Consider the following 14,272-nt stretch of genomic DNA (forward strand, 5'->3'; position numbering starts at 1 on the left):
CGTCAAAAAACGATTTGTCTTTTGACGGCTGGTATGTCCGGAGAATTGATTTTTTTAAGAGTTTACGATTCGCCAAGATATGGATTGAAGTAGCCGAAGCCGATCCAAGGGCATTCTGTCTGAACTCTTTTGCGGAAGTTGATGAATCCCATGGATGGGCCGAAATCGTATCCTTCAACCAGTTCCATATAAAGGTCCGGGTCGATGTTCAGATTGCGAAGCTGAATAAAGTCCAGTTTTGATTCGGTGGCGACTTTAATAAGCGCAGTTACTTCATTCTCAGTGTCATTTACGCCCGGGAAAAACAGGTAGTTGAGCGAGACATGAAGTCCAAGCTCTTTTGCTGTCTTGATGGTAGCGATGACATCCTCAAACTTATACCCCTTGGGGTTGTAATATGCGTTGTATACAGGTTCAAGGAAGCTGTTCATACTTACTCTGATAGATGTAAGTCCCGCTTCGCGCAGAGGCTTCATTGTCGCTGTTAAGGAGCCGTTGGTGTTTATATTAACAGTTCCTTTGCCGCCTTCGCTGCGATATTTCTGTACAGCTTCGCAAATCAGTTTTGCTTCAGTCAGCGGTTCGCCTTCACAGCCCTGCCCGAAAGAGAAAATAGGTTTTTGCTCACGCTTGGCGTGGTAATGCATGATTTCCGTAATTTCTTTTGCAGTAGGTGTAAATTTAATGCGTTCCTGCGTGGAAGGAAATGCGGACTCTTCCGGTTGTTCTGAAATACAACCGATACAGCGAGCATTGCAGGTTTGCGCGGTAGGAAGAGGTGCTTCAAATCTGCCGAGGGCAAAGTTTTTTGCTGCCGGACAGCCGTAAGTAAGCGCACAGGTTGCAAGGTGTCTTACTAGGCGGTTTTCAGGCATTTCCTTCATAACTCTTTTGGCACCGGCATCAATTTTCTGTTGCGGAATTTTAGTGAAGATCTGGCGTTTGTCTTCATCAACAACTTTGGCTGTGATCCAGAATTTACCGTTGGCGTAACCTACAGCTCCGTAAGCGAACATCGGTAAAACCGGAGCCCCTTCAGTATTTCCGTAGGCTGCAAGTCCGGTTAATGTATGGCCGGGGCATGCAAAAGCCGCTACAGCTATCCCTTCAACCTCTTCAACTTCACCTGTCTCGGAGTTGAGTCCAAGGGGAACTCTTCCTGGTAGTAAGAAAAATTCGCTGTCAGGAGGAAGCGGGATATATTCTTCCGGTTTAGGCTGAGCAAGCTCATCCCCTCTGCGGCAGATCATTTCAAATTCCGGATGGTCGAATATTTGACCGTCTTTATCCGCGTATACAAGGAGAGGGCGCGGCTTTTTTTTAGAAGGCATTAAATTAATTCCTGTTCAAATTTTCAGAAGGTTTTGGGAGAGTTGTGATCAGAGATGTTCCCTGATTCCAAGAACTTGTAAAAGAGATATCTCCGCCCGAGACTTTAGCGATGAGTTTTGCGCTATATGTGCCGAGCCCTGTTCCATTTCGCTTGCCGTGGGTTGCATAACGATCAAAAAAGCTGTTTTTAATAGAGTTCGGCACTTCACCTAAATTATGAATTTCTGTGATTATTGACTGCTCAGTGTCGCTAAGGCGGACTGTTATTGTCGAACATTCAGGAGCTGCTTCAGCAGCGTTCTTAACCAAATTGGAGAACATGGTTATAATCAGAGAAGCTTCACCATAGCAAACAAGCGGGCATTCGTCCTGAATAGGTTCATCCTCTAAAAAACATTGAATTTCAAGTTCTTTTTCTTCAACCAACTGACTCACATCACCTATAGCGGCTGTGATTGCTCCAAAAAGATTGAATGGGTGTGAGTCTGTAACAAGGGAACCTGTTTCAAGTCTGATGAGTGTTAAAGATGTATCAATCTGACGGATCATCCTTTCGCTTGTTTTACGGATAATTTCTGCAAGTTGTTTGTAATCACTATCAAGGTTTGCTTCCGTTTCGAGAATGCGTGACATACCGACAATTGTAGCTGTAGGAGATCTCAGGTCATGTCTCGCAATGCGTTCCATTTCTTCTCTGAGCTGTAGTTGTTTGCGCTGTTCTGTCACATCAACTGCCAGTAGTAAGAAAACAGAAGGAGCGACTTGTTCAAAAGTCAGATCCCAGAATTTGTCATATGCACAAACTGATTTAAGCGAATGGGTGCGGTAAGTTTTCTGATCGGTGAAAAGGTTATTGCGAACATCTTCAGGAAGAAAAGATGTAAAAGGTATGCGTGATTCTGAACCTGTAATAGGTAAAATTTCAAGAGCCGCTTTATTTGCTAAAATTGTTTCACCGTTGCAGGCGCAAACTAAAATAGCGGGAAACGGAAGCCCTTGAAGAATCAAATCGTAGAGTTTTGAGTTCTGGGCGGATTGTTTATTACGGATGATCGCTTTATGAAATTCAGATATTTTTGAAATGATACTTTCTGTTGTTGCCGTGGATGATATAAACGAGACATTATGAAAATCAAAAAAATTTTCGAATGATTCAGGGTTATTGATATCGATAACAAAGAGAGCTTCCGCATCAGGATTAATTTCGCGGATAGATGAGAAGGTATTGTAAGCATTTTCAAAATTTGAGAATATTATCAGGTCAGGCTGCTGGCTGGCGTATACAAAAAGGGTCTCATGTGGAATTTTAGTAATAGAAATTGAATGACCGAGGTTATGAAGTTCAAGCATTACAGAATGCAGTAGCGGACTATTCCCGGTGATAAGTATGTTCAGTCTTTTCCGGTACTCGTCATAACAATCTTCTCTCATATTTCCTCCAATTTTCTAAACTGATCATGGTGTTTGGAAAAAACTGTTTGTCCAGCGCATTGAATCATAATAGTTGCGTGATACTGACACCGGAGTGAGTCCAAGCTCAAGGATTGTTTGTTCGAGTTGATCCCATTGTGCTTCTTCAAAATAATTAATCAGATCAAGATGTTTTTTATAGATATTATCTTCACCGCATAATGCAGCTCTCAGTTCTTTATCAATAGGCAGATATTGGGTGACGGATGCCATAGGCATGTCGAACATCGCATCTAAAAGTGAGAACAAGCCGAATAAGAACATTGATTGCGGGCTAAGGTTATGTTTTGAGTCTAGAGTAATAAGTTCAAGAAATTTTGCGCGCTGCGTTGCAAGTTGAGGCAGTTCAGAGCTTTTTGAGTCTGACGCTAAATCTGTTAAAAGTATAACTCGCAGCCAGTTTTTTGTGAGCCTCCAGCCTGCAAGAACAATTGCCTGCTTTATTGAAGTTATTTTTTGCGAGAATCCGAATGTCGGAGAGTTCAGCAATGTAAGCAGTCTGTAGCAAATTGAAACGTCATTTTGCAGAGAGTCAGCTAAAGCTTCGAAATCCTGTGAAGGGTCTTCAATAAGCTTGAAAAGTTTAAGTTTAACAATTTCGCTTGGGCGTAGTTTTCTACCGGATATGTTTTCAGGTCGTTTAAAATAAAAACCTTGGAAAAAATCAAATCCTGATTTTTGAGCCAATTTAAAATGGCTCATGTCTTCTACTCGTTTTGCAAGCAGCTTAACCCCGGCTGCTTTTGCAGTGCACTTTATCTGTTCAAGGTCATCTTCATTTGTATCTTTAATATCAACAATTAAGAGATCGGCATACTCCAGTAAAATAGCACCTTGCTTACTTCCTGTAAAATCGTCGATGGCAATGGTATAGCCCTCTTTAGAAAGTTCTTGAAGTTCAGTTATAAGGTTCGGAGTAGGCGGAGTCATCTCAGGGATTTGAACTACAGTATTTCTGGGCTGCAGAGAGTAGGGTATTTTTTCAATGATGGATTTATGAGAAAAATTGATAACAAGCTTTACATCACGGGAAAGCTTTTCCCCCTGAATTGAGCAGGAGTCTGCCGCAACGATTAAAGTCGCCTGATAGTCATCAGTTATGATGGCGGTTGTCGCAGAACTGCTGTTACGGAAAAAGAGCTCGTATCCCCATAAAGATTGATCCGGCAGCAAAATAGGCTGCCGTGCAAAGAAAATATTATCGTATAAGGGGGTGTGTATTATGCTCATCATTCACTGCTGCTGGTTTAGTATTCTAAAGTCTTTCAAAGTAAATATATTTTTTCTTGGAGATTGACCAGTGCTTAATGATGCATATTATTAATTATCTTCAATAAAAATAAATAATTATAAATAAAATATAAACGCTTAAGTATGCAGGAAGGAAGATTATAAATAATGATAGATGTTTTTTGCGGTGCAAAAGAAAAGGCGGAATCGCAAAAACGATTCCGCCTGAATAAATCCAGATATAAGTCGTAAATTCGACTTAACGTTTTGAATACTGGAACTTTGCGCGTGCGCCTGGCTGACCAGGTTTTTTACGTTCTTTCTTACGAGCGTCACGAGTCAAAAGACCTGCGCGTTTAAGAAGAGTGCGAAGTTCTGGATCCATAGCGAGAAGTGCGCGAGAAATACCGTGTCTGACAGCCTGTGCCTGACCAGCTACTCCGCCACCGTCTGCGGTTACTTTAATATCAAACTTACCAACGTTTTTAGTAAGTTTAAGAGGCTGCTGAACAATCATCTGGAGAGTTTTACGAGGAAAATAATCTTCGTAAGCTCTGCCGTTGACTGTGATCACGCCTGTGCCTGGATAAAGGCGAGTACGTGCTACAGCATTCTTTCTTTTGCCAGTACCGTAATTGAAATCTTGGCTCATTTTAGTGCTCCACCCTGTAATTAAAATTCGAAAGTCTTAGGCTGCTGTGCTTCATGCGGATGATCTGTGCCTGTGTATATTTTCAGCTTTCTGATCATCTGTCTGCCAAGGCTGCTTTTAGGAAGCATGCCGCGTACAGCTATTTCGATAACAGCTTCAGGTTTCTTTTCAAGCATAACTTTCAAAGTCCTGGATTTGATACCGCCAGGGTGGTTGGTGTGCTTGTAGTAAGTCTTCTGTTCCAGCTTATTGCCGGTAACTCTAATTTTGTCAGCGTTCAAAACGATGACGAAATCGCCTGTGTCATTATGAGGTGTGAACATAGCTTTGTCCTTACCTCTGAGCTTTGTGGCGATTCTTGTTGCCAAGCGACCAAGTACCATGTCGGTTGCATCAACTACGTACCATTCGCGGTTGATGTCCTCATCTTTTGGGATATATGTTTTCATTTTGAAATGCTCCTTACGTAGAATCTGAGAATGGGACTTATACATATAATGTTGATTTGCTGTCAAGAGCAAATCGCCCATTTCTTGTTTTTATTACGACTCAGCAACTATCTTTTTCAGGGTTGCCAAAGCCTTGTCAATTCCTTTGGGGTCGGTACCGCCGGCTTGAGCCATATCTGGCCTGCCGCCGCCACCGCCTCCTACCTCAGCTGCAACGGGTTTGATAAGCGCACCGGCTTTGAACCTGTTTGTCAGGTCCTTAGTCACTGCGATGATCAAGGAAACTTTATTATCTTCAACCTCAGCTATCAGACAGATGATTCCTGAATCCAGTTTGGATTTTAGTGCGTCTGTCTGATCGCGCAATGCTTTCACATTGGTCATGTCAAGCTTGGCAGCAAGAACTTTTATTCCTGCGATCTCTTCGATAGAGTTCATCAGGTCTGCTCCTGTGCCAGAAGCAAGCTTGGCTTGAAGGTGTTCATTTTGGCGAGTCAGCTCTTTAGTCTGAGCTATGAGTGCTGCAATTTTGTCAGTAACCTGACCGGGGGCAGCCCTAAGCAGATCTTGTGATTTGCTTATTTCGTCGCGTTGTTTTTGCAGGAATGCAAGAGCATTCAATCCGGTTGCCGCTTCAATGCGGCGAATACCTGCCGCAACGCCTGATTCGGACAAGATTACAAAGGTTCCGGCCTCTCCTGTGGATCTCAGATGAGTACCGCCGCAAAGTTCCATGCTTTCACCGGGGATATCGACAACTCTTACAATATCTCCGTATTTTTCACCGAACAATGCGGTCGCGCCTTTTTCCGCAGCTTCTTTGCTGCTTAACTCTTGAACGTCAATCAATGTAGCTGTCAGGATAGCCCTGTTCACTTCATTCTCAACCTGCCTGATTTCATCAGGAGTCATGGCTGCAATGTGAGTGAAGTCAAATCTGAGTCTGTTGGGTCCAACCAGTGATCCGGACTGCTTGACATGGTTGCCGAGAACTTTTCTCAGCGCAGCATGAAGCAGGTGTGTAGACGTGTGGTTGCGCTCAGTGGCTAATCTTATTTCGTCATCAACTTCCAGCTTGGCTTCCTGATCTAGAAGAAGTTCGCCTTCGTTGACAAAAATTTTGCAAGCGGTGAGTTCCGGAGAGGCTTTTACCGACTCAAGAATATCGGCATTTCCTGTCATGGTTCCTACTGAACCGGAGTCACCGGTCTGTCCGCCTGATTCTCCGTAAAATGGAGTAGCGGCCGTAATAAGCCATCCTCCTGATCCCTGAGAAATGCGATCAACATGTTCACCGCTTTCAGATAGAAGATTTACAATTCTGGATTCAGTTGTAAGTTCGCCATACCCTGTGAAGCGGTTTTTGAGTCCTGCTTCAAGAACGGTACGGAAGATGGCTGCGGTATCTTTTTCACCGGAGCCTTTCCACGCCTTTTTAGCGCGTGTTTTCTGTTCCTGCATGGCGGCTTTAAAGCCTTCTTCATCAACAGTGAATCCGTGCTTTTCAGTAACATCGTTAACGATATCGAGCGGGAATCCGAAAGTGTCATAAAGTTTGAAAGCCAGCTCGCCGGAAATTGTATTCTTACCTTCTTCTTTAAGTCCTGCCATTTCGTCTTCGAGAATGATCAGTCCTTTATCAAGGGTCTGGCTGAATCTTTCTTCTTCTTCACGGACCATACGGGCCATGAAGTCTGCGTTATCTTTAAGTTCAGGGAACTGTCCGCCCATTTCTGAAACAACCATTTTGACTGTTTCATGAAGGAAAGGATCGGTCAGGCCGATTAAGCGGCCGAAGCGGAAAGCTCTTCTTATCAAACGGCGCAGCACATAACCGCGACCTTCGTTTGAAGGAAGAATCTGATCGGTGATCAGGAATGCTATGGAACGGGAGTGGTCGGCAATAACCTGTAAGGCTGTGTCGATTTCTCCGTCTTCCTGATATGTTACGCCGGCTTTTTTGGCGATGGCCTGAATCATCGGCTGAAACAAATCTGTTTCATAGTTTGACTGTACGCCCTGACATACTGCGGCAATTCTTTCCAGTCCCATTCCGGTGTCAATGGAAGGTCGCGGAAGCGGAACGCGAGTACCGTCTTGACTTTGGTCATACTGCATGAAGACGAGGTTCCATATTTCAAGGAAACGGTCACAATCGCACTTGCCTATCCCGCAATTGGGTCCGCAAGTCATGTTCTCGCCTTGATCTATATGTACTTCGGAGCACGGGCCGCATGGACCTGTATCACCCATGGACCAGAAGTTGTCTTTTTCACCGAGCTTGAAAATTCTCTCAGCCGGGATATTTGCAACTTTCTTCCAGAGTTCTCCTGCTTCATCATCATCTTTATATATTGTAATATAAAGTTTTTCTTTAGGAAGTTTCAGCTCTTCCGTCAGGAATTTCCAGCAGAATTTGATGGCATCTTCTTTAAAGTAGTCACCAAATGAAAAGTTTCCGAGCATTTCAAAAAAAGTGTGATGACGGGCAGTGCGGCCAACATTTTCGAGGTCGTTATGCTTTCCGCCTACGCGTAAACATTTCTGCGAAGTTGTCGCGCGGTTATACGCCCGCTGTTCCTGTCCAAGAAAAGTCTTTTTGAACTGAACCATACCTGCGTTTGTGAACAGCAGGGAAGGGTCATCTTTAGGAACTAAGGATGAACTTGTGACAATTTCATGTCCGTTATTTTTGAAAAACTTGAGGAATCTTTCTCTGATTTCACTGGCCTTCATGGGCTGTCTCCGTAAAAAAACTCTAGTAGCGTGAATATTCTATGTGCTTATGCTTAAAACCCCGGTCGGCCGAGGCTGTCAATCATCAGGACATTTGGCTCTACTCGTCAGAAGGCAAAGCGTCAACCTCAGCCACAGGGCCTTCTTTCATGCCGAGATGAACGAGTATTTTGTCTTCAATTTCCTGACGTAATTCAGGGGTATCAATCAGGAACTGGCGGACATTTTCTTTACCCTGTCCCAGTCTTTCAGAGCCGTAGGCATACCATGCACCACTTTTATCAATAACTCCGAAATCTACACCCAGATCGATAATTTCGCCTTCGCGAGACATTCCTGTTCCGTAAAGGATGTCCACAAGAGCTTCTCTGAAAGGCGGTGCAACTTTATTTTTTACAATTTTGATACGTGTCCGTGAACCATATACTTCCTCTTTGTCTTTGAGGGTCTGGATTTTGCGGATATCAAAACGTATTGAAGCATAGAATTTAAGGGCATTACCGCCGGATGTCGTTTCGGGGTTGCCGTATCCGGTCATACCGATTTTCATACGAATCTGGTTGATGAATAAAACAACCGCATTCGATTTATGTATTGTTCCTGTCAGTTTTCTAAGAGCATGAGACATAAGTCTAGCCTGTCCGCCGACCTGAGTTTCGCCCATGTTTCCTTCAAGCTCGGCCTGAGGAATGAGCGCGGCAACGGAGTCGACTATAACTATATCGACAGCTCCAGAACGGACCAGCAGGTCTGTTATTTCCAGAGCCTGTTCGCCGTAATCCGGCTGGGAAATAAGCAGCTCATCGGTGTTTACACCGAGTCGCTGTGCGTATTTCATATCAAGGGCGTGCTCAGCATCTACAAAGGCTGCGGTTCCGCCCATTTTCTGGCATTCTGCAATAACATGCAGGGCCAGTGTGGTCTTACCGGATGATTCCGGTCCATATATTTCAGTGACTCTTCCTTTAGGAATACCACCGATACCCAAAGCTAAGTCAAGGCTTATAGAACCTGTCGGAATGACAGGAATAGCTTGTATAGCTCCTGAGTCAAGGCGCATGATCGAACCTTTACCGAACTTACGTTCAATTGTGGTAAGGGCTGTGCTCAGGGCTTCTTTGCGAAGGTCTTCGGGGCTAGCTGATTTTTTGCTCATGTATTCTCCAGTTTGATGTTGGACGTTTCAACGCATTTTTCTCCAGTGATTGTCACATGCACAAGAAGCCTTTACGGCGGGATGCGGTGGTCTCCGTCCAGACGAATCAAGCAACTGCTTCCGATACCAAATAGTACGTAATAACGCAATCTCTAACGTTCATATTATTTATTGTTAGATTCTTAAATTTAGGTAAGAAAAAATGATGAATCAGTTATTTGAACGATTTTGTCTCCGCTTATAGCGTTTATTCGCCGGTTGCAGTTTAATTAAAATGAGGTTACAGCCGCCCGATGAACAATAGATATGACGCTTTAGCCCTTTTTTCAGGGGGCCTAGACAGTATACTGGCATGCAAGGTTATCCAGGATCAAGGACTTAAGGTTCTTGGGCTACATTTTATCACGCCTTTTTTCGGCAATCCGGAAAAGATTGAAGAATGGCAGGAGCTTTACGGAGTAGATATTCTTCCCGTTGATATAAGTCGTGAATATATAAAAATGATGCTAGATGTACCCGCTCATGGTATTGGTAAACTTGTTAATCCCTGTGTGGATTGCAAGATTATGATGCTTCGGCACGCGCGCGGCATGATGGAAGAATTCGGAGCAACATTTATTATTTCCGGTGAAGTTCTGGGGCAAAGACCAATGTCACAGCGTCAGGAGTCACTCAATTCAATACGAAATGATGCTGAGGTTAAAGATGTTTTGCTGCGTCCTTTATGCGCTAAAACTCAATTAATTACTCCTTGCGAAGAATCCGGCCTTGTAGATAGGGAAAAACTTCCGCACATCAGTGGTCGCGGACGCAAAGAGCAGCTTTCAATGGCCAGAGCATACGGCTTTAAAGTCATTCCCACTCCTGCCGGAGGATGCAAACTGACCGAACATGAAAATGCCGCCCGTTTTCTGCCTCTTCTACGTAATCTTAAAGAGCCGGATGTTAATTTTTTCAAGCTTGCAACTGTAGGACGCCAATACTGGGCTGGGAACAAGTTGCTCGCAATCGGTAGAAATCAGGCCGATAATGAAAATATTGAAAAAATATTCAGGGACGGGGATTATGTTTTTGAGATAAAAGATTTTCCCGGTCCGTTCAGTCTGGGGCGCTCTCTTGACTCTGAAGACTGGAATGAACAGGAAATTACGGACGGCGCAGCTATGACCGCATCGTTTTCGCCCAAAGCTCGCAACCTTGGTACTGAAGTGATTGTTAAGGTCACAGGTCCTGACGGTGAAAGAGAAGTTTGTGTTCTTCCATCGCGTGAGACACAGACAGGATTTGCAGGGCCGAGCCTTGACGGGCTTAAAGAATGGAAAATTGAGCGCGCAAATTTCAGACTTGAAAGAATTGAACGTGAAAGTTTTGAAACAGATGATTCGGTGCTGGAAAAAAATGATTAACCTGAGTATGGTAAATACTTATTCCAATACCGGAGGCTCTAATGGTTTCTAATGCTATATATTTCATTATCAGTATTTTTTTGCTTTGGTTCGGTGCTGACTGGATTGTGGAGTCTGCATCCAAAATTGCTAAAAAATATGAAGTTTCCGATCTTATAATCGGTCTTACCATAGTTGCCTTCGGGACATCCGCTCCTGAGTTCCTGGTTACGGCCACTGCTGCATTTAAAGGGCTTTCCGATTTATCATTATCCAATGTAGTCGGTTCAAATATTTTTAATCTTGGTTTTATTTTAGGGATTATGGCTCTGATTAAGCCTCTTCCTACAACGCGGGCACTGGCTTTGCGTGATACTCCGCTATTGCTTGCAACCACAGCTCTTATTCTGGGGCTTGCTTATTTCGGTAATTTAGGGCGCGGAGCCGGAGTCTTGCTGGTAACAATTCTGATCGGATATATTGTTTATCTGATTGTGCACAGTAAAAGAGCTTCCAGAGCTCTTTCAGGTATTCCACATGCGGAGAAAGAAGTTTGTGAAATCAGCAAGATGGATTGGGCTAAATTGGTTGCAGGATTTGTAGGAATTGCGATTGGCGGTGATTTTATGGTTGATTCAGCTTCCGCAATTGCAACTCATTTCGGCGTGTCCAACTGGGTTATCGGTATGACTATTGTTGCTGCCGGAACATCTTTGCCGGAACTGGCAACATGTCTTGCCGCATCATTGAAAGGACGTAACGAAATGCTGCTTGGTAATCTTATCGGCAGTGATTTCTTTAATTTTGCAGGGGTGCTCGGGCTGACCTGTATTATGAAGCCGCTGAATGTTTCACCTGAGGCAATGTCCGGTCTCACTATACTTGTTGCTATGGTAGCATTAGTTCTTCTATTTATCCGTACCGGCTGGAAAGTCTCCCGCACAGAGGGGGCAATTCTTATTATGCTGAGCATACTGCGCTGGGTTCAGGATTTTATGAGCTGACCATGTCTTTCAAAATAAAGTCTAAGTTAATAAAAAAATCCTCTGCCGGAATACTCTGGCGGAGGATTTTTTTAATTATTACTTAGCTGTATAGCTAAACGATAATGTGTGTTAGTCTTTAGCTACCATAACGCTGGTTGCTTTGATCATAGCGCTGATTTTGTCGCCTTTTTTAAGACCCATTCTGTCGACGGAACTTTTTGTGATGACAGAAACGACTTCTACGCCTGCTGAAATTTCAATAACGACTTCAGCGTTAACCATACCGACAGTGATTTCTTTGATTGTTCCGGGGATAAGATTACGTGCGCTAAGTTGCATAGTATTTTCCTTTTAATATTTAAGTTATAAGGTAATGATGTCATTGCCGCGCAATGACTTTGTAATTTCGTCTGGCAATAAATAGGGTTGTATTATTTTAAAAGTCAAGAGCATTGTATTATGCTTAAAAAAATAAAACCTGTGATTTTAGCTTGTAAAATTGCTATTTGTGGTAACATCTTATTTTTACTATTATAACAGGACATGCAATTTTAAAATTGTCGGATATACAAATTGTTTCAAATTTTTTGGTGATACTTTAGATTCATTTTTTTTCTGTAAAAATATGAATCTATCTAAGCTGTTGGCGCTATATAGAGTTATGCCTAGTTAAGGGACTGTTCTGAAAGTAAATATCAAAAAATAATCATTATTAAAGTGTGATATAAAAGTACTCTCCTAAAAGTCTTGCCTGTTTAGCAGAAGGTGACTATCTTTAGGAGAACGAAGCCCGTTGAATATGAGCGGAGTTTTTTAAGAGCAGTGCTAAAAGGCTGTAGATTAAGACTCTCTGCTTTGACTTAGTAGATGAAAAATAATTGTGAGGAAAAAATTATGAGTAAATTTGGTTCTGCCGGTGCAGTTAGATCTAAACCGGAAATCCTTAATGCCTTCATGCGTGGAGTTTATAACTGGATGAGTCTGGGCCTTTTGATGACAGCCGCTGTTGCGTGGTTTGCCACATCAACTCCTGCTGTCATGAATCTGGTTTTCGCGCAGAATATGGAAACCGGAGCATACGGACCGACCATGTTATTCTGGATTGCTCTTGTCGGTGAAGTCGGCCTTGTTTTTTATCTAAGTGCGCGTATCAGATCCCTTTCTGCAAGTGCGGCGACTGGTCTTTTTATGGCTTACAGCGGGCTTAACGGTCTGACTTTATCTGTACTTTTGATGGCTTACACAGCTTCTTCCATCTTCCAGACTTTCCTTGTCACCGCAGGGATGTTTGCTGCTTTGAGTCTTTACGGTCTGACTACTAAAAAAGATCTTACCGGAATGGGCTCTTTCATGTTCATGGGACTTATCGGTATTATTATCGCTTCTGTCGTGAACATGTTCATGCACAGTTCCGCAATGGAATTTGTAATTTCAGTTATCGGTGTAATCGTTTTTGCAGGATTGACTGCTCACGATTCTCAGAAACTCAAAGATATGGGTGAAATGGTGCCATCAGGTGATGAAACTGCGCTTAGACGCGGAACAATCATGGGTGCGCTGACTCTCTATCTTGATTTTATCAACTTGTTCCTTTTCCTTTTGAGATTCATGGGAGCTGCCCGCGATTAATCGTGAATCCTTTATGAATGTAGCTGTTTACAGCTTGCTTGGATCAATAATATTATCAAGGGGAGCCGTCAGGTTCCCCTTGATTTTTCAGGTGATGAAATAATGGCTCTGTTACGCACCGCGCAAAATATTTTAAGTCCTGTTCTTACCCCTGCCGGTTATGTCTACAGCTCGGTGATGGCTTGTCGCGCTAAGCTTTACAATAGGAATTCTTTCACCCGTTTTGAACCTGTATGTCCCTGCATCTCTGTGGGTAATATAGGGTCCGGTGGAAGCGGTAAGACTCCTTTGTCCGGTTGGCTCTTAGCCTGGGCCGAGAGACAGGGGATGCAGTCTGTTCTTCTAAGTCGCGGTTACGGTGTTCACCCTCCAAAGCTTCCTTATCTGGTTACTGCTGCAAGTCCTGTAGAAGAATCCGGAGATGAACCTTTGATGCTCGCAACTGAAAATCCGTATGCACGGATCGTTGTTGATCCAGTGCGGAAGCGTTCAGGTAATTGGGCTACTAAGCAGTTTAAACCGGATTTAATAGTGCTTGATGACGGATTTCAGCACATGGCTGTACGGCGTGATCTGGACTTTGTTTTAATGACTCCTGATGATTTTACCGATGGCTGGAATAAGGTCATTCCGCGCGGAACATGGCGCGAAGGTAAAAACGGACTTAAACGGGCAGATGTCTTTTTTGTTAAAAGTCCGGCGGATGATTTTAATTCCATGAAAGATGTTATAGAAGATAGACTCGGCAAATATAAAAAACCTGTTTTCCAATTCAATTTGAAAGCTGAGGGACTTAAATTTTTGAGGGGAGGAGAATCTCTTCCTTTCGGTGACGAAAAATATATGTTGGTTTCAGGTATAGGAAAGCCGGAACAGTTTTACCGCGACAGTCTCAAATTTATCGGGCAAGAACCATGTGAGCATATGATCTTTAAAGATCATCATCCCTATAACGTGCAAGATGTCCGGTTGATCAGGGCTAAGAGTGAAAAGACCGGCGCTGCTAAAATAATATGTACTCCCAAAGATGCAGTAAAACTTCGCAGGCTCGGTTGTGACGATTTCTATACAATTGATCTGCGCGTAGAATTTAAAGAGTCCATCTTTTTTGATGAAACAGAGCCTTGCAATTTCGAGCTCTGGTGGAGTCTGGACAGGGTTGCTCCGGCCTATGAAAGTAGAAAGAAAGAAAATAAAAATTCCAAATAATAATTTATTAATTAACTTAACAAATCAATCTCAAAACA

12 protein-coding genes are annotated in these 14,272 nt (G+C 43.2%); 4 read left to right on the forward strand and 8 right to left on the reverse strand.

Annotation, left to right across the window (positions count from 1 at the left end):
• Positions 1-62: 62 nt before the first annotated feature.
• The 7 genes from B9N78_RS09820 to recA form a co-directional block, all read right to left on the reverse strand.
• Positions 63-1,331, reverse strand: a complete 1,269-nt coding sequence (locus B9N78_RS09820; protein ID WP_085101728.1) for a radical SAM protein — start codon at positions 1,329-1,331, stop codon at positions 63-65.
• A gap of 4 nt (positions 1,332-1,335) precedes the next feature.
• A complete protein-coding gene (locus B9N78_RS09825) occupies positions 1,336-2,763 on the reverse strand; it encodes a sensor histidine kinase (RefSeq protein WP_085101730.1) in 1,428 nt (475 codons plus the stop codon).
• A gap of 24 nt (positions 2,764-2,787) precedes the next feature.
• The gene (locus B9N78_RS09830) at positions 2,788-4,035 is read right to left on the reverse strand and encodes an EAL and HDOD domain-containing protein (protein ID WP_245805518.1); all 1,248 of its coding nucleotides are present in this window, start codon (positions 4,033-4,035) and stop codon (positions 2,788-2,790) included.
• Between the two features lie 256 nt (positions 4,036-4,291).
• Positions 4,292-4,684: a 30S ribosomal protein S9 gene (rpsI, locus tag B9N78_RS09835; RefSeq protein WP_085101731.1), complete on the reverse strand. Its 393-nt coding sequence runs from the start codon at positions 4,682-4,684 to the stop codon at positions 4,292-4,294.
• A 20-nt stretch (positions 4,685-4,704) separates the two neighbouring features.
• On the reverse strand, positions 4,705-5,133 hold the full coding sequence (gene rplM / locus B9N78_RS09840) for a 50S ribosomal protein L13 (RefSeq protein WP_085101733.1): 429 nt from the start codon (positions 5,131-5,133) through the stop codon (positions 4,705-4,707).
• 93 nt (positions 5,134-5,226) lie between these two features.
• A complete protein-coding gene (gene alaS / locus B9N78_RS09845; protein WP_085101735.1) occupies positions 5,227-7,869 on the reverse strand; it encodes an alanine--tRNA ligase in 2,643 nt (880 codons plus the stop codon).
• Positions 7,870-7,969: 100 nt separating this feature from the next.
• Positions 7,970-9,025, reverse strand: a complete 1,056-nt coding sequence (gene recA / locus B9N78_RS09850; protein ID WP_085101737.1) for a recombinase RecA — start codon at positions 9,023-9,025, stop codon at positions 7,970-7,972.
• Positions 9,026-9,318: 293 nt separating this feature from the next.
• Here recA and B9N78_RS09855 point away from each other — a divergent pair, with 293 nt between their 5' ends.
• Positions 9,319-10,431, forward strand: coding sequence for a DUF814 domain-containing protein (locus B9N78_RS09855; RefSeq protein ID WP_085101739.1), 1,113 nt, complete (start codon positions 9,319-9,321; stop codon positions 10,429-10,431).
• A gap of 41 nt (positions 10,432-10,472) precedes the next feature.
• Positions 10,473-11,414 carry a calcium/sodium antiporter gene (locus tag B9N78_RS09860; protein ID WP_085101741.1) on the forward strand — a complete coding sequence of 314 codons (942 nt, stop codon included), beginning with the start codon at positions 10,473-10,475 and terminating at the stop codon, positions 11,412-11,414.
• A 111-nt stretch (positions 11,415-11,525) separates the two neighbouring features.
• On the opposite strand, the gene B9N78_RS09865 is transcribed toward B9N78_RS09860, so the two are convergent.
• The gene (locus tag B9N78_RS09865) at positions 11,526-11,735 is read right to left on the reverse strand and encodes a TOBE domain-containing protein (RefSeq protein ID WP_085101743.1); all 210 of its coding nucleotides are present in this window, start codon (positions 11,733-11,735) and stop codon (positions 11,526-11,528) included.
• Between the two features lie 555 nt (positions 11,736-12,290).
• Between B9N78_RS09865 and B9N78_RS09870 the strand changes: the two genes are divergently transcribed.
• Both B9N78_RS09870 and lpxK read left to right on the forward strand, forming a co-directional pair.
• Positions 12,291-13,025, forward strand: coding sequence for a Bax inhibitor-1/YccA family protein (locus B9N78_RS09870; RefSeq protein ID WP_085101745.1), 735 nt, complete (start codon positions 12,291-12,293; stop codon positions 13,023-13,025).
• Between the two features lie 102 nt (positions 13,026-13,127).
• Complete coding sequence (gene lpxK, locus B9N78_RS09875; protein WP_085101747.1) at positions 13,128-14,234, forward strand: tetraacyldisaccharide 4'-kinase; 1,107 nt, start codon at positions 13,128-13,130, stop codon at positions 14,232-14,234.
• The last annotated feature ends 38 nt before the right edge of the window (positions 14,235-14,272 follow it).

It is taken from the genome of Desulfovibrio gilichinskyi, assembly GCF_900177375.1.
Taxonomy (GTDB): Bacteria; Desulfobacterota; Desulfovibrionia; order Desulfovibrionales; family Desulfovibrionaceae; genus Maridesulfovibrio; species Maridesulfovibrio gilichinskyi.

Coding starts and splice junctions, on each gene's coding strand:
- B9N78_RS09820 (WP_085101728.1), bottom strand. CDS start 1,331: ATGCCTTCTAAAAAAAAGCCGCGCCCTCTCCTTGTATACGCGGATAAA.
- B9N78_RS09825 (WP_085101730.1), bottom strand. CDS start 2,763: ATGAGAGAAGATTGTTATGACGAGTACCGGAAAAGACTGAACATACTT.
- B9N78_RS09830 (WP_245805518.1), bottom strand. CDS start 4,035: ATGATGAGCATAATACACACCCCCTTATACGATAATATTTTCTTTGCA.
- rpsI (WP_085101731.1), bottom strand. CDS start 4,684: ATGAGCCAAGATTTCAATTACGGTACTGGCAAAAGAAAGAATGCTGTA.
- rplM (WP_085101733.1), bottom strand. CDS start 5,133: ATGAAAACATATATCCCAAAAGATGAGGACATCAACCGCGAATGGTAC.
- alaS (WP_085101735.1), bottom strand. CDS start 7,869: ATGAAGGCCAGTGAAATCAGAGAAAGATTCCTCAAGTTTTTCAAAAAT.
- recA (WP_085101737.1), bottom strand. CDS start 9,025: ATGAGCAAAAAATCAGCTAGCCCCGAAGACCTTCGCAAAGAAGCCCTG.
- B9N78_RS09855 (WP_085101739.1), top strand. CDS start 9,319: ATGAACAATAGATATGACGCTTTAGCCCTTTTTTCAGGGGGCCTAGAC.
- B9N78_RS09860 (WP_085101741.1), top strand. CDS start 10,473: ATGGTTTCTAATGCTATATATTTCATTATCAGTATTTTTTTGCTTTGG.
- B9N78_RS09865 (WP_085101743.1), bottom strand. CDS start 11,735: ATGCAACTTAGCGCACGTAATCTTATCCCCGGAACAATCAAAGAAATC.
- B9N78_RS09870 (WP_085101745.1), top strand. CDS start 12,291: ATGAGTAAATTTGGTTCTGCCGGTGCAGTTAGATCTAAACCGGAAATC.
- lpxK (WP_085101747.1), top strand. CDS start 13,128: ATGGCTCTGTTACGCACCGCGCAAAATATTTTAAGTCCTGTTCTTACC.